The organism is Streptomyces sp. NPDC051913 (assembly GCF_044593635.1).
Lineage (GTDB): Bacteria > Actinomycetota > Actinomycetes > Streptomycetales > Streptomycetaceae > Streptomyces.
Genome location: NZ_JBIUCI010000003.1, coordinates 247,157 through 268,723, shown reverse-complemented (window position 1 = coordinate 268,723; position 21,567 = coordinate 247,157). Strand labels below are relative to the sequence as shown.

Sequence of the window (21,567 nt, the reverse complement as noted above, 5' to 3'; positions counted from 1 at the left end):
AGACGCCGGGGCATCTCCCTCGCACGCAAGACCCTAGGCGCCCACGGGGGGTCGTCTCGGGGGACACGGAAGGAGGGTGGCGCCATGGTTCTCGGCATCATCCTGGCAGTGGTGGTCATCGGGTTCGTCGTCCTGATCATCGTGAGGGCGACCAGTGGGAGCTCGCACGGGGTGCGGGCGGGTCGGCGCGGGGGCAGCGCCAGCGGCAGCAGCTGGTGGGCCGACGGGGGGTCGAGCAGCGGCGGTTCGTCGTGCGGTTCGTCCTCGTCCTCCTCCTGTGGTTCCTCCTCCTCGTCCTGCGGGGGTGGCTCGTCGTGTGGCGGCGGGTCGTCCTGCGGGGGCGGCGGTGGTTGCGGCGGCGGCAGCTGAGCGGCCGGGACCTCGGGGGGACGGAAGGAGGGTGACGCCGTGATCACGGCCCTCGTCATCATCCTGGTGGCCCTGTACTGGGCCCTGATCCTGTGGTTGATCAGATGGTCGGTGCGCCGGAACCGAAAGGGGGGCCGGCGGCCCTACCGCTTCGGCAGCGCCGGTGGGGGCGTCGACACCAGCGGCAACAGCTGGGCGGACGGAGGCGGAGGTGGGGGCGGATGCGGGGGAGGCAGCTGACACGGGGCAGCTGAGCTCCTGTCGCGTCCGGACGAGCCGGGCCCGGAGGTACTGGGGCCCGGCTTTTCGCGCCCGGGGCGCGGATGCCCCGGCGTACGCCCTGGCGGGCCCCGCGTGCGCCGTAGTTGAACAGTTGAACTGTGGGGCCCTCTGAGGGATGGAAACGCCACGAAGTTGGGTAAAAACGCTGTGGCGGCGCCACAGTTCATGATTCCCTCTAAATCACCAACGCGGGCCCTCGGCCGTCCTCAGGACACTTCAGCTGTGACATCCCGACCGGGCCGACCGGGCCGAATCCCCGCCGGTGTCGACCCGGGTGCGCCGGCGCCCCCCACACCGCCCTTTCTTTGCGTGCTTGCGGAGCCGATCCATGCTCACGACCCTGAACACCTCCTACACCGACACGCGCGCGGCCGACCTCGCCTGGGCCCTGGGACGCGAGCCGCTTCCGGCGCTGGCCACGCTCGACCTGGAACTGACCGGGACAAAGCTCCAGTTGAGACTCCTCGGCGCGTCCCACCAAGTGCTCCTGGAGGAGGAGCGGGGCATCTGTTCGGAGACGGTGGCGTGCATCCCGGGCAGCAGCACACCCCTGCCGCTCGGCGTCGCCAAGCGGGTCGGCGACTGGGAGTACGAGTTCGCGGCCCGCGTGGAGCTCCTCTCCCCGGGCCAGTTCGCGGGTCGCGCCCAGGAGTTGCTGGCCCTGGTCTCCGACCATCCGCACGGCCTCGCGGGCGTCTTCCCCGGCAGCCCCCACGCGTTCACGGCCCTCCTCGCCCAGCGCCACGAGGGGCAGATCCTCTGGCGCACCTGGCACGCGTATCCGCAGGACGGCCAGTTGGTCGCCACCCGGACCAGGGTCGGCGTCAAGGTTCCTGCCGCGCTCTAGGGCGGGATCCGCCGCACAGGCCCTGGCAGTCGAGTCGCCTCCCCGGCCGCGCAAACCCCCGTCGGCCCGCTGCGCGTGAGTCCCACACGTGTGGGTGACGAAGCGTGCCGTTTCAGTGACGTACCGTCGCAACGTGATCGAACCGCACGCACCCGCCCCGCCCGGCGCCCCGCCGCCCTGGGCGGGTCCCGTGCGGCTTCCGGTGCGGCCCGCGGTCGGACGGTTCCTCGTTCTGGCGGGTGTCTTCGTCTGCGCCGCGTGCGGACTGGTGTACGAACTCGAACTGGTCGCCCTCGCCTCCTACTTGATCGGCGACTCCGTCACCCAGGCGTCCGTCGTGCTGTCCGTGATGGTCTTCGCGATGGGAGTCGGTTCGCTCCTCGCCAAGCGGCTGCGATGGCGCGCCGCGGCCGGCTTCGGCGCGATCGAGGCCGCGCTCGCCCTCGTCGGCGGGTGCAGCGCGATGGCGCTGTACGCCGCCTTCGCCTGGACCGGCGACTGGGGCGGCCTGTGGGCCCACGGACCGCGCTGCCTCCTCGTCGCGTTCTCCCTCGCGATCGGCCTCCTCATCGGCGCCGAGGTCCCCCTGCTGATGGAGCTGATCCAGCGCATCCGCCGCCAGGACGCGGGCGGCGCGGTCGCCGACCTCTTCGCGGCGGACTACGTCGGCGGCCTCGTCGGCGGCCTCGCCTTCCCGTTCCTGCTCCTGCCCCTGCTCGGCCAGCTGACCGGCGCCCTGATCACCGGCACCGTCAACGCGATCGTCGGCGGCGCCCTCGTCCTCGGCCTGTTCCGCCGTGACCTCACCCGCCGGGCCCGCTGGCTGCTGGTGATCGCCAACCTCGCCGTGCTCGGCATCCTCGCCGCGGCCGCCGTCCTCGTCGACGACTTCGAACGCGCCGCGCGCCACGCCGTCTACGGCGACGACGTCCGCGTGGCCCTCCAGACCGACGTCCAGGAGGTCGTCCTCACCGGCGGCACCGAGGGCCGCCCCCTCGACCTCTTCCTCGACGGCCGCCTCCGCGTCAGCGGCCGCGACGAACGCCACTACCACGAGGCGCTCGTCCACCCCGCGATGAACGGCCCGCACACCCGCGTGCTCATCCTCGGCGGCGGCGACGGACTCGCGGCCCGCGAGGTGCTGCGCCATCCCGACGTACGCCGGGTCGACGTCGTCGAACTCGACGCCGGAGTGGTCCGGCTGGCCCGCACGGACCCCGCCCTCGCCGCCCTCAACGGCCACGCGTACGCCGACCCGCGCGTCCATGTCACCACCGGCGACGCCTTCGGCTGGCTGCGCGGGGTGCGCCCGGCGGCGTACGACGTGGTGATCGCCGATCTGCCCGACCCGGGCATCACCGCCAGCACCAAGCTCTACTCCCAGGAGTTCTACGGCCTCGCCCACCGCGCGCTCGCCCCCGACGGACGCCTCGTGGTGCACGCCGGTCCGCTCTCCTCCCGTCCCCGCGTCTTCTGGACGGTCGAGGCGACCATCCGCGCGGCGGGCCTGCACACCGCCCCCTACCGGGTCGGCGGCCGTGACGAGGGCTTCGCGGCCGGCCCCGACCGCACCACGGCCGCCAGCCGCGCCCCCCGCGACTGGGGCTTCGTGCTCGCCGCCGCGCACCACCGCCCACCTCTGCGCCTCGACCCCCGTGAGCCGCCTCTGAAGACCCTGACCCAGCAGGACCTGGAGGCCGACGGAAGGGCGGCGGAGCGGATGCGCGCGCCGGGGGCCGGGCCGACGGTGTCGACATTGGTGCATCCGCGCTACTGACGGGCCCGCCGAGGAGTGGGTGTCCGTTCGACGCGCGGTCACTTTCGACCAACGGGGGTGCACTCGGCGGTCCTCTGGGTAGGCTCGCGGACCATGGAGCATGAGGTGTTCGTTCCGGTTCCGGCCGAGCGGCTCAGGGAGGCACTGGCCGATCCCCTACGGGTCGCCCGGGCCGTTCCCGGGCTCCAACAGGACGCCGGCGCCGAGCCCGTCACCGGGCGGCTGAAGGTACGCGTCGGGGGTCACACCATCACCTATCGGGGGTCCGCCCGGATCTCCGTACGGGACGACGGGACGTACGGCATCGAGGGCGACGCCGTGGAGGCGCGCGGCAGCGGTGCGGTGACGCTCGCGCTGGTTCTGCGGCCGACGCAGGCCGAGGGCGGAACCACCCTCACCTTCACGGGGACCGCCTCGGCGGACGGGCGCATCACGGAGCTGCCGGGGGACGCGGTGACCTCGGCCGTGGGCCGGTTGCTGAACCGTTTCGCGGAGAACCTGGGGAACGCGGCACGGGGTCCGGCCTCCGAGGCCACGGAGGGCACCGAGGCGCCCCGATCACCGGAAGCACCCGAGACCGCCGAAGCCCCCGCGGCACCGGAAGCGTCGGACGAGCCCGAGACCCCCGAGGCCCCCGAGACCCCTGAAGCCCCCGAGGTCCCCGAGGCTCCCACCCCCTCCCAAGTCCCCACCCCCGACGAGGACTTCACCGCCCCCCGCGACCTCCCCGCCGAAGCCGCGCACGCGCGGCGGACGATGATCGGGCGGAGCGCGGAGGAGGTGGATCACGCGCCGCCACGTGGCCGGTACGCGCCCGTCCCCGCGCCGCAGACCATCGCCCCGAACCCGGCGCTTCGATGGGCCGCGCCCGCCGCGGCGGTGGTGCTGGCGTCGGCGATCGTGGTGGGGCGGGTGCTGCGCAAGCGGCGCTGACGGGCCGCCGGGGTGGTGGCGCGATCGCCCTCTTGATCGCCCCAGTAGGGTCGTCCCGTGAGTAACGAACCCATCACGCTGACCGCGGGTGACGCGGAGGTGACCGTACTGCCGGGCAACGGCGGACGGATCGGCGGGCTGCGCGTCGACGGGGTCGAACTGCTGCGGCAGGGCGACCGATTCGGCTGCTTCCCGATGGTGCCCTGGTGCGGGCGGATCAGGGACGGCCGGTTCCGCAACGGCGCCACCCTGCACCAGCTGCCGCTGAACTCCCCGCCGCACGCCATCCACGGCACCACTCGCGACGGCGCCTGGCGCGTCGCGCGCACCTCGGCCGACGAGGCCGTCATCACGTACGACCTGGTCGAGCCGTGGCCCTACTCCGGCCGCGTCACCCAGGCCGTCGCCCTGACGCCCGACTCCGTCACGCTGACCATGTCCGTGGAGACGTACGACACCTCCTTCCCGGCCCAGATCGGCTGGCACCCGTGGTTCCACCGCAGCCTCGGCGGCGAGGACGTGCGGGTGGCCTTCGAGGCCGGGTGGCAGGAGGAGCGCGGGGACGACCACCTGCCCACCGGGCGGCGTATCGACCCGAAGCCCGGGCCCTGGGACGACTGCTTCGGCATGCCCGGCGGCGTCGACGTGACCCTGACCTGGCCGGGGCAGCTGGAGCTGAAGGTCGCCTCCCGCGAGGAGTGGGTCGTGGTCTACGACGAGCAGGCCGAGGCCGTGTGCGTGGAGCCGCAGACCGGCCCGCCCAACGGCCTGAACACGCTGCCGCGCCTGGTCACGCCCCTGGAGCCACTCGAAGCCGCCACCACCTGGAGCTGGCGGCGCCTCTAAGCTGGGCGGCATGACGGACGTACGCGGCACGCTGCTGCAGCAGATCAAGGACAAGGCCGTGGTGCACGGCAAGGTGACCCTGTCGTCGGGTCTGGAGGCGGACTACTACGTCGACCTGCGACGCGTCACCCTGGACGGGGAGGCGGCCCCGCTGGTCGGGCAGGTGCTGCTCGACCTGACCGCCGACCTGGAGTTCGACGCGGTGGGCGGGCTGACGATGGGCGCCGACCCGGTCGCCGCCGCGATGCTGCACGCCGCCGCCGCGCGGGGCCGGCGGCTCGACGCCTTCGTCGTCCGCAAGGCCGCCAAGGCCCACGGTCTCCAGCGGCGTGTCGAGGGCCCGGACATCGCGGGCCGACGCGTCATCGTCGTGGAGGACACCTCCACCACCGGCGGTTCTCCGCTGACCGCCGTGGAGGCCGTGCGGGAGGCGGGCGCCGAGGTCGTGGCCGTCGCCACGATCGTCGACCGGGCCACCGGCGCCGCCGAGAAGATCGAACAGGGCGCCGGGGTGCCGTACCGCTTCGCCTTCTCCAAGGACGAGTTGGGCCTGGACTGAAAAGGCCTGACGACCGGGACTTCCGACCGCTCCGAGCATCCCGGTTCGTCTGGAAAGATGGGGCCCGACGACGACGTCGCAACCCCCACACCAAGGTCTAGGTCAGGGCCGTAAGCACGTAGTACGCCAACCCGCACACTCCAAGGAGCGGACAGATGCCCATCGCAACCCCCGAGGTCTACAACGAGATGCTCGACCGGGCGAAGGCAGGCAAGTTCGCCTACCCGGCCATCAACGTCACCTCGACGCAGACCCTGCACGCGGCACTGCGCGGCTTCGCCGAGGCCGAGAGTGACGGCATCATCCAGATCTCGACCGGTGGCGCCGAGTTCCTGGGCGGTCAGCACAACAAGGACATGGTCACCGGCGCCGTAGCCCTGGCCGAGTTCGCGCACATCGTCGCCAAGAAGTACGACGTCACCGTCGCGCTGCACACGGACCACTGCCCGAAGGACAAGCTCGACGGGTACGTACGTCCGCTGATCGCGGTCTCCGAGGAGCGCGTCGCCCGCGGCGAGAACCCGCTCTTCCAGTCGCACATGTGGGACGGCTCGGCCGAGACCCTCGCCGACAACCTGGCCATCGCGCAGGAGCTGCTGGCCCGCACCGCCGCGGCGAAGATCATCCTTGAGGTCGAGATCACCCCGACCGGCGGCGAGGAGGACGGTGTCTCGCACGAGATCAACGACTCCCTCTACACGACGGTCGACGACGCCCTGCGCACCGCGGAGGCCCTCGGCCTCGGCGAGAAGGGCCGCTACCTGCTCGCCGCCTCCTTCGGCAACGTGCACGGCGTCTACAAGCCGGGCAACGTCGTCCTGCGTCCCGAGCTGCTGAAGGACCTCAACGAGGGTGTCGGCGCCAAGTACGGCAAGACCTCCCCGTTCGACTTCGTCTTCCACGGCGGCTCCGGCTCCACCGCCGAGGAGATCGCGACCGCGCTGGACAACGGCGTCGTCAAGATGAACATCGACACCGACACCCAGTACGCGTTCACGCGTCCGGTGGCGGCCCACATGTTCCAGAACTACGACGGTGTCCTGAAGATCGACGGCGAGGTCGGCAACAAGAAGACCTACGACCCGCGCACCTGGGGCAAGCTCGCCGAGGGCAGCATGGCCGCCCGTGTGACGCAGGCCTGCGCCGACCTTCGTTCGACGGGTACGAAGATCAAGTAAGCGGTACTTCATGGTGAGCCCGGTGCTTCGGCACCGGGCTCACTGTTTACTGGGGTCATGCCCGATGTCCGGCTGGCCTCACCGCAGGGCAAGTGGATCCTGCTCACCACCGTGCTCGGTTCCAGCATGGCGATGCTGGACTCGACCGTCGTCAACGTGGCACTTCCCCGTATCGGCGAGGATCTCGACGCCGACCTCGCCGCACTCCAGTGGACGATCAACGCGTACATGCTGACGCTGGCCGGGCTGATCCTGCTCGGCGGCTCGCTGGGGGACCGGTACGGGCGGCGCAAGGTCTTCGTCGTGGGTGTGGTGTGGTTCGCGGCGGCCTCTCTGCTGTGCGGGCTCGCGCCGAACGCCGGGGTGCTGATCGGGGCACGGGCGCTGCAAGGTGTGGGCGGCGCGCTCCTCACGCCCGGTTCCCTGGCCCTCATCCAGGCCTCCTTCCATCCCGACGACCGGGGGCGGGCGGTCGGCCTGTGGTCCGGCTTCGGTGGTATCGGGGCGGCCGTGGGGCCGTTCCTGGGCGGCTGGCTGGTGGACGGGCCCGGCTGGCGCTGGGTCTTCCTGCTGAACGTCCCGGTCGCGCTGCTGTGCGCCCCCATCGCCGTACGGCACGTCCCCGAATCAGGCGACGGCCGCAAGCACGCCGGCTTCGACGTGCTGGGTGCCCTGCTGGGGGCGCTCGCGCTGGCGCTGGTGACGTACGCGCTGATCGAGGAGGACTGGATCACGGCGGTGCTCGGCGTGCTGACCGGCGTCGCCTTCGTCTACGTCGAGAAGCGGCGTCCCGACCCGATGATGCCGCTCGGGATCTTCGCGTCGAGGCAGTTCACCGCCGTCAACCTGGTCACCCTCTGCGTCTACGCGGCCTTCGGGGGGTTCTTCTTCCTGGCCGCGCTCCAGCTCCAGGTCGTCGCCGGTTACTCGGCCCTCGGCGCCGGTACGGCCCTGCTGCCGACGACCGCGATGATGCTGCTGTTCTCGGCCAGGTCGGGCGAGCTGGCCGACCGCATCGGTCCGCGCATCCCGCTCACGGTCGGGCCCCTGCTGTGCGCGCTCGGCATGCTGCTCATGCTCCGGGTCGGGCCGGACGCGAACTACTTCGCCGACGTCCTCCCCGCCCTCCTCGTCCTCGGCCTCGGCATGGTCACCCTGGTCGCCCCGCTCACCGCGACCGTCCTCGCCTCCGTGGACGTGGCCCGGGCGGGTCTGGCCAGCGGCATCAACAACGCGGCGGCTCGCGCGGCGGGCCTCATCGCGGTCGCCGCGCTCCCGCTGATCGCCGGGATGGGCGAGGAGGCGTACCGCACCCCGGCCGCCTTCGACGACGCGTTCGGGCGGGCGATGGTGGTGTGCGCGGGGGTGCTGGTCGTGGGGGCGGCGGTGGCGTTCACGACGGTACGGGCGCTGCCACCGGATTGCAGGCGCCCGGAGTGCATCACCCATGGGTCGATCACCGCGCCCCCTCTGGAGGGTGAGCGTTCCAAGGGACGGCTGGGCGAAGGCCTTTAGGGGCGCGGGGCTGTATCAATTTGCGGCTACCGCCGCGTGAGCGCGACCAGCCACGACGCACCCGCAGCCGACAACCGAGAGACACTGTCCTCATGTCGATTCACGAGAACCTCCTCGGGGGCCCGCCCCCGACCCACCTCCCCGACGACCCCGAGCCGCGTGAACTGCTCGCCGCCGGCACGGCACCCGCGGACGTCGCCGCCAAGTACCCCACCTCCTCCCTCGCCTGGGCCCAGCTCGCCGACGAGGCGTTCGAGCGGGGCAGCGTCGTGGAGTCGTACGCCTACGCCCGTACGGGCTACCACCGAGGCCTGGACGCACTGCGCCGCAGCGGCTGGAAGGGCCACGGCCCGGTCCCCTGGGAGCACGAGCCGAACCGCGGCTTCCTGCGCGCCCTGCACGCCCTCGCCCGCGCCGCGGGTGCCATCGGGGAGCAGGAGGAGTACGAGCGCTGCTCGCAGTTCCTGAAGGACTCCTCGCCGACGGCGGCGCAGACGCTGGGCTAGAGCCTTCTGTTTCGGTGCGGGCCCGGCTGTGATCTGTGATCCGGTCGGGCCTTGCGCTCTTCGGGGGTGACGGCTGAGGATTCGGATGGGGACCGGGGCCCCCGTGTCGGTAACGGCAGGGGCGGACCGCTACCCGGAGTACACAACAGGAGACAGCGATGTCCCACGAGGCTCACGAGATCCCGGAGCCCGAGACCCCGCATCTCGACTTCGAAGGCACGACGCCGTACGAGGACTACGTCAAGGCGGACGTGCTCACCCACCTCCAGCACACCCTCTCCGACGATCCCGGAGAGATGGTCTTCCTGGTCACGACCCAGGTGATGGAGCTGTGGTTCACGGTCATCGTCCATGAGTGGGAGACCGCGGCCCGGGCGCTGCGCTCCGACGACGTGCCCGTCGCGGTCGACGCGCTGAAGCGTTCCGTACGGGAGCTGGAGGCGCTGAACGCCTCCTGGCGGCCGCTCGGCCAGCTCACCCCGGCCCAGTTCAACTCGTACCGGGCCGCGCTCGGTGAGGGCTCCGGCTTCCAGTCGGCGATGTACCGGCGGATGGAGTTCCTGCTCGGCGAGAAGTCGGCGTCCATGCTGGTTCCGCACCGGGGCGCCCCGCGGGTGCACGCCGAGCTGGAGAAGGCGCTGCACGAGCCGAGCCTGTACGACGAGGTGCTGCGGCTGCTGGCGCGCCGCGGGCACGCGATCCCGGCCGCCGTGCTGACGCGTGACGTGTCGCTGCGGTACGAGCCGTCGGCGGAGGTCGAGTCCGTCTGGACCGCCCTCTACTCCGGTGACGGCAGCGCTGAACTCGCCCGGCTGGGCGAGGCGTTGACGGACGTCGCCGAGCTGGTGTGGCGCTGGCGCAACGACCATCTGGTGGCCACCCGGCGCGCGATGGGCGCCAAGGCGGGCACGGGCGGCTCCGCCGGGGTGGCGTGGCTGGAGAAGCGGGCGCAGAAGAACGTGTTCCCCGAGCTGTGGACGGCGCGGTCGCATGTCTGAGTTCGCGACAAGGGCCGAGAAACTGGACGCCGGTGACGAACTGGCTGCTGTGCGCGGGAAGTTCGTGCTCGACGAAGTCGTGTACCTGGACGGCAACTCGCTGGGCGCGCTGCCCGCCGCCGTTCCGGGGCGGGTCGAGGACGTCGTCCGGCGCCAGTGGGGCGAGCTGCGCATCCGGTCCTGGGACGAGAGCGGCTGGTGGACGGCGCCCGAGCGGATCGGTGACCGGATCGCTCCGCTGGTGGGGGCGGCGGCCGGGCAGATCGTGGTCGGCGACTCCACAAGTGTCAACGTCTTCAAGGCACTTGTGGCGGCCGTGCGGATCGCGGGCGGGCCCGGTTCCGGCCGGGACGAGATCGTCGTCGATGCCACGACCTTCCCCACGGACGGGTACATCGCCGAGTCGGCGGCGCGGATGACCGGGTGCACGCTGATCCCGGTGACACCGGCGGAGGTGCCCGGGGTGCTGGGCGACCGTACGGCGGCCGTGCTGCTGAACCACGTCGACTACCGCACGGGCCGGCTGCACGACCTGCCGTCGCTGACCGCCGCCGTGCGCGCGGCGGGGGCGGTGGCGGTCTGGGACCTGTGCCACAGCGCGGGCGCGCTGCCGGTCGGGCTGGACGAGCACGGGGTCGACCTGGCGGTCGGCTGCACCTACAAGTACCTGAACGGCGGCCCGGGTTCACCGGCGTACCTGTACGTCCGGCACGGCCTCCAGGCCCGCTTCGACTCCCCGCTGCCCGGCTGGAACTCGCATGCGGAACCCTTCGGCATGCGGCCCGCGTACGAACCGGCGGCGGGCGCGGTGCGCGGCCGGGTCGGTACGCCGGACATCCTCTCGATGCTGGCCCTGGAGGCGGCGCTTGAGGTCTGGGACGGCGTCTCCGTCGAGGCGGTGCGGGCCAAGTCCCTCGCCCTGACCGACTTCTTCCTGGAGTGCGTGGCCGCGTACGCGCCCGCGGGACGCGTGGAGTCGGTGACGCCGGTGGCCCACGCGGAGCGCGGCAGCCAGGTCGCGTTGCGGTGCGACGACGCCGGGGAGGTCATGAAGGAGCTGATCGCGCGGGGCGTGGTCGGCGACTTCCGGCACCCGGATGTGCTGCGGTTCGGATTCACGCCGTTGTACGTCGGCTTCGGTGAAGTGGAGCGGGCGGCACGGGTGTTGGGGGATGTGCTGGAGCGTCCCTAGTCCTGCGTGTAGACCCCTGCTGTCGCGGCGGCGTGAGCGGCGTGTGCCGCGCGGTCGGCGGCGGCGGGGGTCGGGGCCGTTCCGGTGGTCAGCAGCGCGTAGTAGAGCGGTGCGGACACGGCCCGTACGACCTCCTCGGCGTCCGTCCTCGGTGGCAACTCCCCACGCTCGACCCCCTGTTGAACGCAGGGTGCCCACTCGGCGACCCGGATGTCGTAGAACCGTCGTAGGGCCTGTGCCGTCCGTTCGTCGCAGGTCGCGGCGGCGATCACCGCGCGGAACAGGGCGCCTTGGCGGGGGTCGGCGAGGGTGCGCTGCACGAGACGGGCGTTGGCGCGGAGGTCGCCCAGCACGGTGCCGGTGTCCTCGCGGGGCAGCGACTGCTCGGCCATGTCGGCGAGGAGGTCGGCGACCAGACCGGTCACCGAGCCCCAGCGCCGGTAGACGGTGGTCTTGCCGACCTCGGCCCGGCGGGCCACGTCGGCCAGGTCGAGATGCGCGAACCCGTGCTCGGCGAGGACGTCACCGGCCGCCTGGAGCACGGCCGCGCGGACACGGGCGGTACGTCCTCCGGGACGTACGGTGCCGGGTTCGGCGGACATATCGGCCTCCATGGGGACGGTTGTGGGGGCTGTCGCACGAGACGGGCCTCGACGCGGGCTGCGTCGGGCTCAGCGTAACGAAACAGCAGAACCGTTTAATCCTCACCGAGCGTGACATGGGTGTGTCCGCGCACGTCACGGGCCTGATACCGTCCCCGCCTACAGTCGAATTCTCGTCCAAATGCGTTTCATCGCTGAGAGGTTGGAGCATGCCCGACGACTCCGCAGCAGCCCGGGCCGCCGCCGAGGAGGAGTCGGCGTTCTCCCACCCGCCCGTCGACCCCGACGTCAGTTCCGCGTACGGCGACCACCCCGACCAGGTGATCGACTTCTACGCTCCGAAGGGTGAGATCCCGGCGGGGGTGCTCGCTCCGCTGGTGGTCGTGTTGCACGGCGGCGCGTGGCGGGCGCCGTACGACCGACGGCACATCACGCCGTTCGCCGACTATCTGGCACGGCGGGGGTTCGCCGTGGCCAACGTGGAGTACCGGCGGGGGGCGTTGCTGCCGGGGCAGGACACCTCCGGGGGCCAGGACGCCTCCGGGGGGCGGAACGCGTCCGGGCCGGTCGCCGGGCGCTGGCCGGACACGTTCGACGACGTGGCTGCGGCGCTGGACGCGTTGCCGGCGCTGGTACGAGCGGCTCTCCCGCAGGCCGACCCGCGCCGCACGGTGGTCACCGGGCACTCGGCGGGCGGCCACCTGGCACTGTGGGCCGCGGCCCGGCACGTGCTGCCGGCCGATTCCGGCTGGCGCGTGGACCGGCCCCCACCCCTGCGGGGCGTGGTGGCGCTGGCCCCCATCGCCGACTTCACGGTGGCGGAGAAGCTGGGCGTGTGCGGGGGTGCCTCGCTGCAACTCCTGGGCGGCGACGAGCACTTCGCGACCCGGCAGCCGTATGCCGACCCGGCGCTGCTGCTGCCGACGGGGATCGCGACGACGCTGGTGCAGGGGCGTACGGACGACGTGGTGCCGCAGGCGGTCGCCGACGCGTACGCGGACGCGGCGGCGAAGGCGGGGGAGGTGGTGGGGGTGACGTTGCTGGAGGAGGTCGGCCACTTCCCGCTGATCGATCCGGCGGCGGATGCGTGTGCGGTGGTGGCGGAGGAGATTGCGCAGTTGGCGTGGTGAGGGGTTGTTGGGGGTGCGGTGGGGGGCTTTGAGCGGGCTTTGAGGGGGCTTTGAGGACGGGCCCCTTTCATACCCGTAATACCTGAGAGCTACGGCGGATGTGAGCTCCCCGGCGGGACGCGGACGAGGTGTCCGGATCCGTAATTTCCCACTCAGAGAGGCCCGATGGACGGGCGGACTGGGAGGGGGAGACGGACATGGGGTTTTCGATCAACCGTATGTCAGCGCAGCCTGCGGGCAGTCGTGCCGCTGGGGCGGCACGGGTGGGCGCAGGCGGTACCCCGCAAGCGCGGGCACGCGAAACGCCGCCACCCGCACCCCCACGCCGCCGCACCCACACACGGCGCCGAGCGACCCTCGCCACCCTCATCACGGCGGCGGTAGTACTCCCTCTCTCCGCCGCGGCCCGCCCGGAGATACCGGCTCCGGCTCCAGCCACGCTGCCCCACCTGACGGTGTCCACCCTGGACAGGGCCTACGCGGCGAACAGAGAAAACGCCGCCGAAGCCTCCCGCATGGCCTCCGCCCACGGCGACACCCACCGAGCCACGGCCGACCGAGCCCTGGCCGCCCCCACCCACCACCTCCTCCACTTCGACGGCCGAGGCGAAGGCCAAGCCACCGAGGTCTTCGGCGACTTGGCCCACGCCGACCACATCGCCGTCCTGGTCCCCGGCTCCGACACCTCCCTCGACACCTACGCCCGCTTCCGCGCCGACGCGACCGCCCTGCACGGCGAGCTGAACCGCACAGCGCCCCGCACGGCGGTCATCACCTGGCTCGGCTACAAGACCCCGGACACCATCAGCACGACGGTCACGACCACCGGCAGAGCCGACCAAGCCGCCCCACACCTACAGCAGTTCATACGCCAACTCCGAGGCATCGTCGGCCCGACCCCGACCGTCTCCCTCCTCTGCCACTCCTACGGCTCGGTCGTCTGCGCCCGCGCCGCGTCCCACCTGGACGCGACCGATCTCGTGCTGCTCGGCAGCCCCGGTACCGGTGAGGACACCGCCGCGGCCCTGCACACCCGCGCCCGCGTGTGGGCCGGCCGCGGCAGCGACGACTGGGTGGCGGAGGTACCGCACATCAAGACGGACCTGTTCGGCACGACCGTCGGCTTCGGCTCCGACCCCATGTCCCCGTCCTTCGGCGCGAGCCGCTTCGCGGCGGGCGACGGTGGCCACAGCGACTACTTCGACCCCGGCTCGGTCGCCCTGACGAACCTGGCCCGGATCGTTGTGGGCAAGACCTCGGAGGTCACCCATGCGTGAACGGCCCCAGGCCCCGGCCCCGCACTCGATCCTGCGCTCGGTCCGGAAGCACATAGGCGAGGGCGCCGCCCGTCTGGACGCGGCGACGCCCGTCGACCGGGACAGGGCCGTGGACGCCCTGCGGGCCTTCGCCATCCTGGGCGTGGTCCTCGGCCACTGGCTGGTGACCGCCCTCGTGGCGGACGGCGGTGCCCTGCACACCGCGAGCCCGTTGCAGCACATGCCGTGGCTCGCCCCGATCTCCTGGGCGTTCCAGACCCTCGCCGTGTTCTTCCTGGTGGGCGGTCATGTGGCGACCCGGAGCTACACCTCCGCGCGGGCCCGCGGGACGACGTACGGCGCATGGCTGACCGCCCGGCTGTCCCGGCTGTTCGAACCGGTCGCGGCGGTCCTCACCCTGTGGACGGTGGCGGCGGCCGGACTGCTCCTGACGGGCGCGGAGTTCGGCACGGTCCACACCCTCGTCAAGCTGGCGCTGTCGCCCATGTGGTTTCTCGTGGTGTTCGCCGCGCTGACGGCGGCGACGCCGCTGCTGACCCGGCTGAGCCCGCTGTGGCCGCTCGCCGTCGTCCTCCATGTCGACCTGATCCGCTTCGGCCTCGGCGGCCCGGCCTGGCTCGGCTGGGTCAACGTGGTCGCGGGCTGGCTGGTGCCGTACACGCTCGGCGCGGCCTGGACGCGCGGTGAGCTGGAGCGGCGGCGGGCGGGCTGGGCCCTGGTGGCGGGCGGTGCGGTGGCGACGGCGGTACTCGTCGCGTGGGCCGGCTATCCGGCGTCGATGGTCGGCGTCCCCGGCGCCGCGGTGTCCAACCTGAACCCGCCGACACTGGCCGCGGTCACCTTCGGTCTGGCCCAGTGCGGTCTGGCGCTGCTGCTGCGCGACCGGCTGCGCGGGGCGATGCGCCGCCCCCTGGCCTGGGCGGCGGTCGCCCTGGTGAACCTCTCCGCGATGACGGTCTTCCTCTGGCATCAGACGGCACTGATGGCGACCACGGCCACCGGCCTCCTCGTGGGGCACCTCCCGGGTCTGCACACCGTCCCCGACGGCCTCGACTGGGTCGCGGCCCGCCTGGCCTGGCTGCCGGTGTTCGCCCTGGCCCTCGCCGTCTGCCGGTCGGCGTTCCGCTCCTACGAGCAGGGCGGTCGCCGGGGCGGGGCCTCACGGGTCGTGCGCAGGCATCGGCCGACCGAAAGGACGAGGTCCGTGGGGGTGCGCGGTGTCTAGGGTGGGGCGCGTGACGGAAACGGGGATCCAGCACATGGTCGTGGGCCGGGTGCGGCGCGGGCTGCGCGTACTGCGCGAGGACCTGTGCACGCTCCGCGCGGACCCGCTGCCTCCTTCCCTGTGGTTGCGCTGGCTGCCGCACGGGCTGCTGTGCCTGGTCGCCTTCGGCGTCACCCTCGGCGCCACGGCGCAGCTCGGTGACAACGGCGGGGTGGGTGCCCAACTCGCCTTCCTCATCGGACTGGCGCAGGGTGCCGCCGTGGTGTGCGCGATGTGGCGGCCCCTGCCCGCGTGGTGGCTGTCGACGATCGCCATGGTGGTGGGCGCGCTGGAGGTCCGTCGCCAGCTGCTGGCCGGTGGCGCACACGATTTCGCCTGGCCCTGGTCGGCGGCCGCGCTGATCGGACACATGGCCGTACTGCTGCTGCTCACCCTGCGGGTGCGCACGCGGGTGTCGGTCGAGGCGCTGGCCTTGAACCTGCTGCTGACGTACGTCATCGAGGGGTTGCTCGGCGCGGCCGACTTCCAGCCCACCGGGCTGCTCGCGGTCATCCTGCTGACCGTCGTCGTGGTCCTCGGCTCAGCCCTGCGCGGCCGTCGCGAGGCCAAGGCGCAACTCGTCGAGCAGACCTCCCTCACGGCCGAGGAGCGAGCCCGGCGCACTTTGTTGGAGGAGCGCAGCCGTATCGCCCGCGAGCTGCACGACGTGGTGGCCCACCACATGTCCGTGATCTCCATACAGGCGCAGGTCGCCCCGCACCTGGTCGAGAACCCGTCCGACGAGCTCAAGGAGAACCTGGAGGGCATCCGGGAGAACGCGCTGGAGGCGCTGACCGAACTGCGCCGCGTGCTGGGGGTGTTGCGCTCGGAACATCCCGACACCGCGGACCCGGGCGCCGGCCCTGGCGGCGACAGCGGCACCGGAACCGCCCCGCACACTCCGCAGCCCACCCTCGACCGGCTCGACGCGCTGGTGGAGAACACCCGGGCGGCCGGACTGAGCGTCCGGGTCGATGTGGCGGGTGAGCGGCTGCCGCGGCCGCCGGGCGTGGAGCTGTCGGCGTACCGGATCGTGCAGGAGGCGCTGAGCAATGTCCTGCGTCACGCGCCCGGCGCGACGGCCACGGTCCGGCTCGTCCACCATCGGCACGGCGTGGATGTGCGGATCACCAACTCGCCGTCCACCCGCGCCGCCCCGTTCTCCCGTGGCGCCGGGCACGGTCTGCTCGGCATGCGGGAGCGGGCGGCGATGCTCGGCGGCACCCTGCGCGCCGGACCGGCGCCCGACGGCGGCTTCGAGGTGGCCGCGTACCTGCCGACCTCGCCCCCGTGGGCCGAGGCCCCCGCCCCCGGCGCCACCCCCGACACCGCCCCCGACTCCAAGGACGGCTCCGTATGACGAGCAGCCCCATCAGCCCTGGCAGCCCCATCCGTGTACTGATCGCCGACGACCAGCAGATGGTCCGGCAGGGCTTCACCGTGCTGCTCAACACCCAGCCGGACATCGACGTGGTGGGGCAGGCGGTCGACGGTCTGGACGCGGTGGCGAAGGTCGCCGAGCTCGCGCCGGACGTCGTGCTGATGGACATCCGGATGCCGGAGCTGGGCGGGATCGAGGCCACCCGCCGGATCACCGAGGCGACTCCGCAGATCAGAGTGCTGGTGCTGACGACCTTCGATCTCGACGAGTACGTGTACGAGGCGCTGCGTGCGGGCGCCTCCGGCTTTCTGCTCAAGGACGCCTCCGCCGACCAGCTCGCGGAGGCGGTACGGGTGGTGGCGGCCGGCGACGCGCTGCTCGCGCCCGGCATCACCCGGCGCCTGATCACCGAGTTCTCCCGCCTCGACCATCGCCCCCGAGCGCCCCTGAAGGAACGGGTCGGCGATCTGACCGAGCGGGAGACGGAGGTGCTGGCGCTGATCGCGCAGGGTCTGTCGAACGCGGAGATCGCGCAGCGGCTGGTGGTGGCGGAGCAGACGGTGAAGACGCATGTGGGCCGCATCCTGGTGAAACTGGGGCTGCGGGACCGTACGCAGGCTGCGGTGTTCGCGTACGAGTCGGGGCTGGTGCGGCCGTCCGGCTATTGAACCGGGTGGGCCGTGGTGGGCGGTGGCCCCATGGCCCGGTGGCCCCATGGCCCGTTGGGCCCGTGGTCCGCGCGGGACCCGTAGTACCTGAGACGGATGCCGAAGGACCCCTCTCACTGGTGACGACCCCGACCCGGGCCTCGGCCTACGGTTCTGTATGTGACCGAGACGACCCACATGCAGACACCGCCGGCGGGGGACGGGGCCAAGCCGCGCAGCCCGGAGTACCGGCTGGCCGCGAGCGCCCTGCGCGGGCTCCGGCAGGACCTGTTCCATGACGCCTTCGCCTACCGCCCGCTGCCCCGGATGCGGGTCGACGGCCCGCTGACCCGGCGGCTGCCCGGCTCCCTGCGCGGGTACGCGGCCTGGACACCCCATGCCGTGATCTCCGCGGCAGCCCTGATCACGCTGCTCCTGGCGGCGGTCGACACCAGCGTGGCCCCGTTGCTCGCTCCGCTCACCGTGCTTCCGATCCTGCTGACCATGCTCCGGCCGACCGCTGCGTTCTGGCTGTCGATGGCGGCCACCCCGGTCAGTCAGGTCTTCGGCAGCTACATGGACGGCTACCCCTGGCTGCCGGCCAGCTTCGCCTGTCACCTCACGGTGCTGACGGTCGTGGCGATACGCACCAAGCCGCGCACGGCGGCGTACATGTGGGCCGTCACCGCGGCCTACGGCTTCGTGGCGGACGTGATCCTCGGCCCGGTCTACTACTACGGCGACGACACGGCCCCCATGCTGGTCCTCTCCGCGCTGGTCCTGCTGGTCGTCGCCGTGTGGCACACCCGCCGCGAGGCCCGCCAGGAGGTGACCGCCCAGCAGACCGTCACGGCGCACGAGCGTTCCAAGCGCACCCTGCTGGAGGAGCGTTCGACGATCGCCCGCGAACTGCACGACGTGGTGGCGCACCACATGTCGGTCGTCGCCATCCAGGCCGAGGCGGCCCCCTACCGGGTCGAGAATCCGCCGCCGGAGCTGGAGCGCGCCTTCGCGACGATCCGCGAGAACGCGGTGGCGGCGCTCACCGAGCTGCGCCGGGTGCTGGGCGTGGTGCGCGCCGAGGACTACGAGGCCCCGGACGCCCCGCAGCCCACGCTCGCCGACCTCGACGGACTGCTGGCCAATGTGCGCGACACGGGTCTGTCCGTACAGAAGACGGTGACCGGCGCGGTGCGCGAGCTGCCGCAAGGCGTGGAGCTGTCGGCGTACCGCATAGTCCAGGAGGCGCTGAGCAACACGCTGCGGCACGCGCCGGGCGCGACCGCGCAGGTGGAGATCGGTTACGTCCTCGGCGGCCTGGGCCTGCGGATAGTCAACGGCGCGCCGCCCGCCGGGGCCCTGCTGAAGCCGTCACCCGGCGCCGGCCATGGGATCACGGGGATGCGGGAGCGCGTCTCGATGCTGAACGGCGAGATGACGGCGGGCGCGACGGACGAGGGGGGTTACGAGGTGGCGGTGTACCTGCCGGTGCCGAGTACGAGTACGAGTACGAGCGAGGGTGACGCATGACGATCCGCGTACTGATCGCGGACGACCAGATGATGGTGCGCGAGGGATTCTCGGTGCTCCTCAACGCGATGCCGGACATCGAGGTCGTCGGCGAGGCGGTGAACGGCCGTGAGGCGGTGGCGAAGGTCCGTGAACTGGGCCCGGACGTGGTCCTGATGGACATCCGGATGCCGGAGCTGAACGGCATCGAGGCGACCCGCGAGATCGTGGCGGCGGACGGTGCGGCGAAGGTCCTCGTCCTGACCACCTTCGACCTCGACGAATACGTCTACCAGGCCCTGAAGGCCGGAGCCTCGGGGTTTCTGCTGAAGGACGCCTCGGCTCGCCAACTGGCCGACGGGGTGCGGGTGGTGGCCTCGGGGGAGGCCCTGCTGGCCCCCTCCGTGACCAAACGTCTGATCACGGAGTTCTCGAAGCTCTCCGACGCCCCCCGTCTGATGCCCTCCGCCCACGCGGCCTACGGCGATCTGACCGAACGCGAGACGGAGGTCCTGGTCCTGATCGCGCAGGGCCTGTCGAACGCGGAGATCGCGGGGAGGCTGGTGGTGGCGGAGTCGACGATCAAGACGCATGTCAGCCGGGTCCTGGTGAAGCTGGGGCTGCGGGACCGGACGCAGGCTGCGGTGTTCGCGTACGAGGCGCGCTTGGTGACGCCGGGATAGGGGGCGTAGGGGATCCGGAAAAAATAGGGTGGGCGTCAGCCGATGAGTTTCTCCATGATCAGCGGTCGTAGATCACAGCTGAACACCGCACACGCAGACTCACAGACAGACGACGGAGGAACCGACATGCGCACCCTCATCAGCACCGCCTTCATCTCGCTCGACGGCGTCGTGGAGGCCCCGGGCGGCGAGCCCGGTTACCGCAACGCCGGCTGGACCTTCAAGGACATCGAGTTCCTCCCCGAGGCGTTCGAGATCAAGGGCCGCGAGCAGAAGGAGGCGAGCGCGATGATGCTGGGCCGGGCCAGCTACGAGGCGTTCAGCCCGGTGTGGCCCGGCATGGAGGAGTTCGCCGACTACAAGGTGATGCCGAAGTACGTGGTCTCGACGACCCTCACCGAGGGCGACCTCGTCTCGAACTGGGGCGACACGACGATCCTGCGCTCCCTCGACGAGGTCGCCGAGCTGAAGAAGACCGAGGGCGGCCCGATCATCATCCACGGCAGCGCCACCCTGAACCGTTCCCTCGCGGACGCCGACCTCATCGACCGCTACCACCTCCTGGTCTTCCCGGTCCTTCTCGGCGCCGGCAAGCGCCTCTTCTCCACCACGGACAAGGACAAGCAGCAGCTGAAGCTGGTCGAGCACGAGGCGTACGCGAACGGCCTGCAGAAGAACGTCTTCGACGTGATCCGCTGAGTCCCTAGTGCCAGTTGCTGATCTGGACGTCGTGCGGCGAGGGCTCGCCCTTGCCGGTCTCGATCAGCTTCTTCAGGCTCATCAGGTAGGTCGCCCACTTGGTGCTGCAGTGGTACATGAACTCCACCGGCTCCTTCCAGCCCTCGTGCCGGAACAGCACGATGGTGAAGTCGTCCTCCTGCTTGAGGTCGAAGCGGACCCGGGTGCCGATCCATTCCTCGGGGCCGTCGACGACCTCCCAGACCAGGCGCTCGGCGGGCTGAGTCTCCAGGACCTTCATGTCGAACCCGCCGGGTACGAAACGGAACCGGATGACGCCCCCGACACCGGGGTCGCCCTCCGTGTCCTGCGTCCACCAGCCCGCGAGCCCCTCGATGGTGGTCAGGGCCGTGTGGACGGCGTCGGGGGATGAGGTGATTCCGATCCTGTGCAGGATGTCGGGCATCTCGGTACCTCTCTCTGATGTGGTGTTCCTGATGGCCGGCGTCAGTTCTCCCGGTCGCGCTGGATCGCCTCGGCGATGCGCTTGATGCGGTGCAGTCGCGCGTCCCAGCTCGCCCCGACCGAGGCCAACTGGGCTGTGGCACGGGCGAGTTGTTCCTCGTCCACCTCGTATCGGCGCTCGCGTCCGGACGGGGTGGCATGGACCAGCCCGACCCGGTGGAGTACGCCGAGGTGTTTGGCGACCGCCTGGCGCGTGACCGGCAGCCGTTCGCTCAGCGAGGTCGCCGTGCCGAAGCCGTCGGCCAGCATCAGGTCGACCATCCGGCGCCGGGTCGGGTCTCCGACGGCGGACCACAGCTCGTCGTCGACGGTGACGCTCACGGCGTGGACACCAGCCGGTTCACGTAGGCGACGAGGCGCGGCAGGAAGTGGTCCCAGCCGGTGACGTGCTCGCGGTAGGCGTTCTCGAGCACGGCCGCCTCCCAGCCCCGTTCCCGGAACCCCGCTTCGCTGAAGCGCAGCAGCGTGCCCGAGCCCGAGGGGGTCAGTTCGAAGGTCACCAGCAGGGAGTTGGCGGGCGTCGCGGCCTCGCCCTCGTCGTACACCCACCGGAAGGAGAACCGCCGGGGCGGATCGGCGTCCACGACGGTGAGCGATTCGACCTTCGCGTCCGGCGCGTTCCTGTCCCCGAACGAGATGACTCCGGTGGCTCCGGGCACAGGCTTGAGCTCGGCCTCGTCCGGCCACCACTCCCGCAGGTGCTCGGGTCTGCTGACGACCTCGTAGACCACTTCGGGCGTGGCGTCGATGTGGATCTCCCGCTCGATGCTGCCGTACTCCATGTCTCCCACCCGGCCCTTTCGCAACCTTTGGTTGCGTATCACTGTAGACCCGGGCGGTGATTACGCGCAACCATCGGTTGCGTGTCG

General features: G+C 71.7%; 24 protein-coding genes. 20 read left to right on the top strand and 4 right to left on the bottom strand.

Going from position 1 to position 21,567, the window contains the following annotated elements; translation table 11 throughout:
• Positions 1 to 215 precede the first annotated feature (215 nt).
• From ACIHIX_RS10205 to kynU, 12 genes are all read left to right on the top strand, one after another.
• Positions 216 to 404, top strand: a complete 189-nt coding sequence (locus ACIHIX_RS10205; protein WP_399952604.1) for a hypothetical protein — start codon at positions 216 to 218, stop codon at positions 402 to 404.
• Between the two features lie 4 nt (positions 405 to 408).
• On the top strand, positions 409 to 609 hold the full coding sequence (locus ACIHIX_RS10200) for a hypothetical protein (protein WP_399952602.1): 201 nt from the start codon (positions 409 to 411) through the stop codon (positions 607 to 609).
• A 370-nt stretch (positions 610 to 979) separates the two neighbouring features.
• On the top strand, positions 980 to 1,498 hold the full coding sequence (locus ACIHIX_RS10195) for a DUF2617 family protein (RefSeq protein WP_399952600.1): 519 nt from the start codon (positions 980 to 982) through the stop codon (positions 1,496 to 1,498).
• Between the two features lie 133 nt (positions 1,499 to 1,631).
• Positions 1,632 to 3,275, top strand: a complete 1,644-nt coding sequence (locus tag ACIHIX_RS10190; protein WP_399952598.1) for a polyamine aminopropyltransferase — start codon at positions 1,632 to 1,634, stop codon at positions 3,273 to 3,275.
• A gap of 93 nt (positions 3,276 to 3,368) precedes the next feature.
• Complete coding sequence (locus ACIHIX_RS10185) at positions 3,369 to 4,208, top strand: SRPBCC domain-containing protein (protein WP_399952596.1); 840 nt, start codon at positions 3,369 to 3,371, stop codon at positions 4,206 to 4,208.
• A 57-nt stretch (positions 4,209 to 4,265) separates the two neighbouring features.
• The gene (locus ACIHIX_RS10180; protein WP_399952594.1) at positions 4,266 to 5,054 is read left to right on the top strand and encodes an aldose 1-epimerase; all 789 of its coding nucleotides are present in this window, start codon (positions 4,266 to 4,268) and stop codon (positions 5,052 to 5,054) included.
• 10 nt (positions 5,055 to 5,064) lie between these two features.
• On the top strand, positions 5,065 to 5,613 hold the full coding sequence (gene pyrE, locus ACIHIX_RS10175; RefSeq protein ID WP_399952592.1) for an orotate phosphoribosyltransferase: 549 nt from the start codon (positions 5,065 to 5,067) through the stop codon (positions 5,611 to 5,613).
• Between the two features lie 155 nt (positions 5,614 to 5,768).
• Positions 5,769 to 6,791, top strand: coding sequence for a class II fructose-bisphosphate aldolase (gene fbaA / locus ACIHIX_RS10170; protein WP_399952590.1), 1,023 nt, complete (start codon positions 5,769 to 5,771; stop codon positions 6,789 to 6,791).
• 57 nt (positions 6,792 to 6,848) lie between these two features.
• Positions 6,849 to 8,306, top strand: a complete 1,458-nt coding sequence (locus tag ACIHIX_RS10165; protein WP_399952588.1) for an MFS transporter — start codon at positions 6,849 to 6,851, stop codon at positions 8,304 to 8,306.
• Positions 8,307 to 8,398: 92 nt separating this feature from the next.
• Positions 8,399 to 8,812: a DUF3151 domain-containing protein gene (locus ACIHIX_RS10160; RefSeq protein WP_399952585.1), complete on the top strand. Its 414-nt coding sequence runs from the start codon at positions 8,399 to 8,401 to the stop codon at positions 8,810 to 8,812.
• Positions 8,813 to 8,970: 158 nt separating this feature from the next.
• Positions 8,971 to 9,810, top strand: coding sequence for a tryptophan 2,3-dioxygenase family protein (locus ACIHIX_RS10155; protein ID WP_399952582.1), 840 nt, complete (start codon positions 8,971 to 8,973; stop codon positions 9,808 to 9,810).
• On the top strand, positions 9,803 to 11,002 hold the full coding sequence (gene kynU / locus ACIHIX_RS10150) for a kynureninase (protein WP_399952579.1): 1,200 nt from the start codon (positions 9,803 to 9,805) through the stop codon (positions 11,000 to 11,002). The genes ACIHIX_RS10155 and kynU overlap by 8 nt, the downstream gene beginning before the upstream one ends.
• On the opposite strand, the gene ACIHIX_RS10145 is transcribed toward kynU, so the two are convergent.
• Positions 10,999 to 11,604: a TetR/AcrR family transcriptional regulator gene (locus tag ACIHIX_RS10145; RefSeq protein WP_399952576.1), complete on the bottom strand. Its 606-nt coding sequence runs from the start codon at positions 11,602 to 11,604 to the stop codon at positions 10,999 to 11,001. The genes kynU and ACIHIX_RS10145 overlap by 4 nt on opposite strands.
• A 209-nt stretch (positions 11,605 to 11,813) precedes the next feature.
• Between ACIHIX_RS10145 and ACIHIX_RS10140 the strand changes: the two genes are divergently transcribed.
• The 8 genes from ACIHIX_RS10140 to ACIHIX_RS10105 all read left to right on the top strand — a co-directional run bounded on the left by ACIHIX_RS10140 (position 11,814) and on the right by ACIHIX_RS10105 (position 20,194).
• On the top strand, positions 11,814 to 12,734 hold the full coding sequence (locus ACIHIX_RS10140; protein WP_399952573.1) for an alpha/beta hydrolase: 921 nt from the start codon (positions 11,814 to 11,816) through the stop codon (positions 12,732 to 12,734).
• A gap of 455 nt (positions 12,735 to 13,189) precedes the next feature.
• Positions 13,190 to 14,011, top strand: coding sequence for an alpha/beta hydrolase (locus ACIHIX_RS10135; RefSeq protein WP_399952570.1), 822 nt, complete (start codon positions 13,190 to 13,192; stop codon positions 14,009 to 14,011).
• Entirely contained in the window at positions 14,004 to 15,236 is a 1,233-nt protein-coding gene (locus tag ACIHIX_RS10130; RefSeq protein WP_399952567.1) for an acyltransferase, read from the top strand. Before ACIHIX_RS10135 ends, ACIHIX_RS10130 begins: the two co-directional genes overlap by 8 nt.
• Entirely contained in the window at positions 15,229 to 16,635 is a 1,407-nt protein-coding gene (locus ACIHIX_RS10125; RefSeq protein WP_399952564.1) for a sensor histidine kinase, read from the top strand. The genes ACIHIX_RS10130 and ACIHIX_RS10125 overlap by 8 nt, the downstream gene beginning before the upstream one ends.
• Complete coding sequence (locus ACIHIX_RS10120) at positions 16,632 to 17,324, top strand: response regulator (RefSeq protein ID WP_399952561.1); 693 nt, start codon at positions 16,632 to 16,634, stop codon at positions 17,322 to 17,324. The genes ACIHIX_RS10125 and ACIHIX_RS10120 overlap by 4 nt, the downstream gene beginning before the upstream one ends.
• Before the next feature lie 177 nt (positions 17,325 to 17,501).
• A complete protein-coding gene (locus ACIHIX_RS10115) occupies positions 17,502 to 18,833 on the top strand; it encodes a sensor histidine kinase (protein WP_399953756.1) in 1,332 nt (443 codons plus the stop codon).
• On the top strand, positions 18,830 to 19,495 hold the full coding sequence (locus ACIHIX_RS10110) for a response regulator (RefSeq protein ID WP_399952558.1): 666 nt from the start codon (positions 18,830 to 18,832) through the stop codon (positions 19,493 to 19,495). The genes ACIHIX_RS10115 and ACIHIX_RS10110 overlap by 4 nt, the downstream gene beginning before the upstream one ends.
• Positions 19,496 to 19,621: 126 nt before the next feature.
• The gene (locus ACIHIX_RS10105; RefSeq protein ID WP_399952555.1) at positions 19,622 to 20,194 is read left to right on the top strand and encodes a dihydrofolate reductase family protein; all 573 of its coding nucleotides are present in this window, start codon (positions 19,622 to 19,624) and stop codon (positions 20,192 to 20,194) included.
• A gap of 4 nt (positions 20,195 to 20,198) precedes the next feature.
• Here ACIHIX_RS10105 and ACIHIX_RS10100 read toward each other — a convergent pair whose 3' ends face one another.
• The 3 genes from ACIHIX_RS10100 to ACIHIX_RS10090 are packed head-to-tail and all read right to left on the bottom strand — an operon-like array spanning position 20,199 to position 21,480.
• On the bottom strand, positions 20,199 to 20,639 hold the full coding sequence (locus tag ACIHIX_RS10100; RefSeq protein ID WP_399952553.1) for an SRPBCC domain-containing protein: 441 nt from the start codon (positions 20,637 to 20,639) through the stop codon (positions 20,199 to 20,201).
• 41 nt (positions 20,640 to 20,680) lie between these two features.
• A complete protein-coding gene (locus ACIHIX_RS10095; RefSeq protein ID WP_399952550.1) occupies positions 20,681 to 21,019 on the bottom strand; it encodes an ArsR/SmtB family transcription factor in 339 nt (112 codons plus the stop codon).
• Positions 21,016 to 21,480, bottom strand: coding sequence for an SRPBCC family protein (locus ACIHIX_RS10090; protein WP_399952547.1), 465 nt, complete (start codon positions 21,478 to 21,480; stop codon positions 21,016 to 21,018). The genes ACIHIX_RS10095 and ACIHIX_RS10090 overlap by 4 nt, the downstream gene beginning before the upstream one ends.
• Positions 21,481 to 21,567 lie beyond the last annotated feature (87 nt).

What these genes read in the sequence shown, in the direction of transcription:
- ACIHIX_RS10195 (WP_399952600.1), top strand. Translation starts at nt 980, where the DNA reads ATGCTCACGACCCTGAACACCTCCTACACCGACACGCGCGCGGCCGAC.
- ACIHIX_RS10185 (WP_399952596.1), top strand. Translation starts at nt 3,369, where the DNA reads ATGGAGCATGAGGTGTTCGTTCCGGTTCCGGCCGAGCGGCTCAGGGAG.
- pyrE (WP_399952592.1), top strand. Translation starts at nt 5,065, where the DNA reads ATGACGGACGTACGCGGCACGCTGCTGCAGCAGATCAAGGACAAGGCC.
- fbaA (WP_399952590.1), top strand. Translation starts at nt 5,769, where the DNA reads ATGCCCATCGCAACCCCCGAGGTCTACAACGAGATGCTCGACCGGGCG.
- ACIHIX_RS10165 (WP_399952588.1), top strand. Translation starts at nt 6,849, where the DNA reads ATGCCCGATGTCCGGCTGGCCTCACCGCAGGGCAAGTGGATCCTGCTC.
- ACIHIX_RS10160 (WP_399952585.1), top strand. Translation starts at nt 8,399, where the DNA reads ATGTCGATTCACGAGAACCTCCTCGGGGGCCCGCCCCCGACCCACCTC.
- ACIHIX_RS10155 (WP_399952582.1), top strand. Translation starts at nt 8,971, where the DNA reads ATGTCCCACGAGGCTCACGAGATCCCGGAGCCCGAGACCCCGCATCTC.
- kynU (WP_399952579.1), top strand. Translation starts at nt 9,803, where the DNA reads ATGTCTGAGTTCGCGACAAGGGCCGAGAAACTGGACGCCGGTGACGAA.
- ACIHIX_RS10145 (WP_399952576.1), bottom strand. Translation starts at nt 11,604, where the DNA reads ATGTCCGCCGAACCCGGCACCGTACGTCCCGGAGGACGTACCGCCCGT.
- ACIHIX_RS10140 (WP_399952573.1), top strand. Translation starts at nt 11,814, where the DNA reads ATGCCCGACGACTCCGCAGCAGCCCGGGCCGCCGCCGAGGAGGAGTCG.
- ACIHIX_RS10130 (WP_399952567.1), top strand. Translation starts at nt 14,004, where the DNA reads ATGCGTGAACGGCCCCAGGCCCCGGCCCCGCACTCGATCCTGCGCTCG.
- ACIHIX_RS10120 (WP_399952561.1), top strand. Translation starts at nt 16,632, where the DNA reads ATGACGAGCAGCCCCATCAGCCCTGGCAGCCCCATCCGTGTACTGATC.
- ACIHIX_RS10115 (WP_399953756.1), top strand. Translation starts at nt 17,502, where the DNA reads ATGCAGACACCGCCGGCGGGGGACGGGGCCAAGCCGCGCAGCCCGGAG.
- ACIHIX_RS10110 (WP_399952558.1), top strand. Translation starts at nt 18,830, where the DNA reads ATGACGATCCGCGTACTGATCGCGGACGACCAGATGATGGTGCGCGAG.
- ACIHIX_RS10105 (WP_399952555.1), top strand. Translation starts at nt 19,622, where the DNA reads ATGCGCACCCTCATCAGCACCGCCTTCATCTCGCTCGACGGCGTCGTG.
- ACIHIX_RS10100 (WP_399952553.1), bottom strand. Translation starts at nt 20,639, where the DNA reads ATGCCCGACATCCTGCACAGGATCGGAATCACCTCATCCCCCGACGCC.
- ACIHIX_RS10090 (WP_399952547.1), bottom strand. Translation starts at nt 21,480, where the DNA reads ATGGAGTACGGCAGCATCGAGCGGGAGATCCACATCGACGCCACGCCC.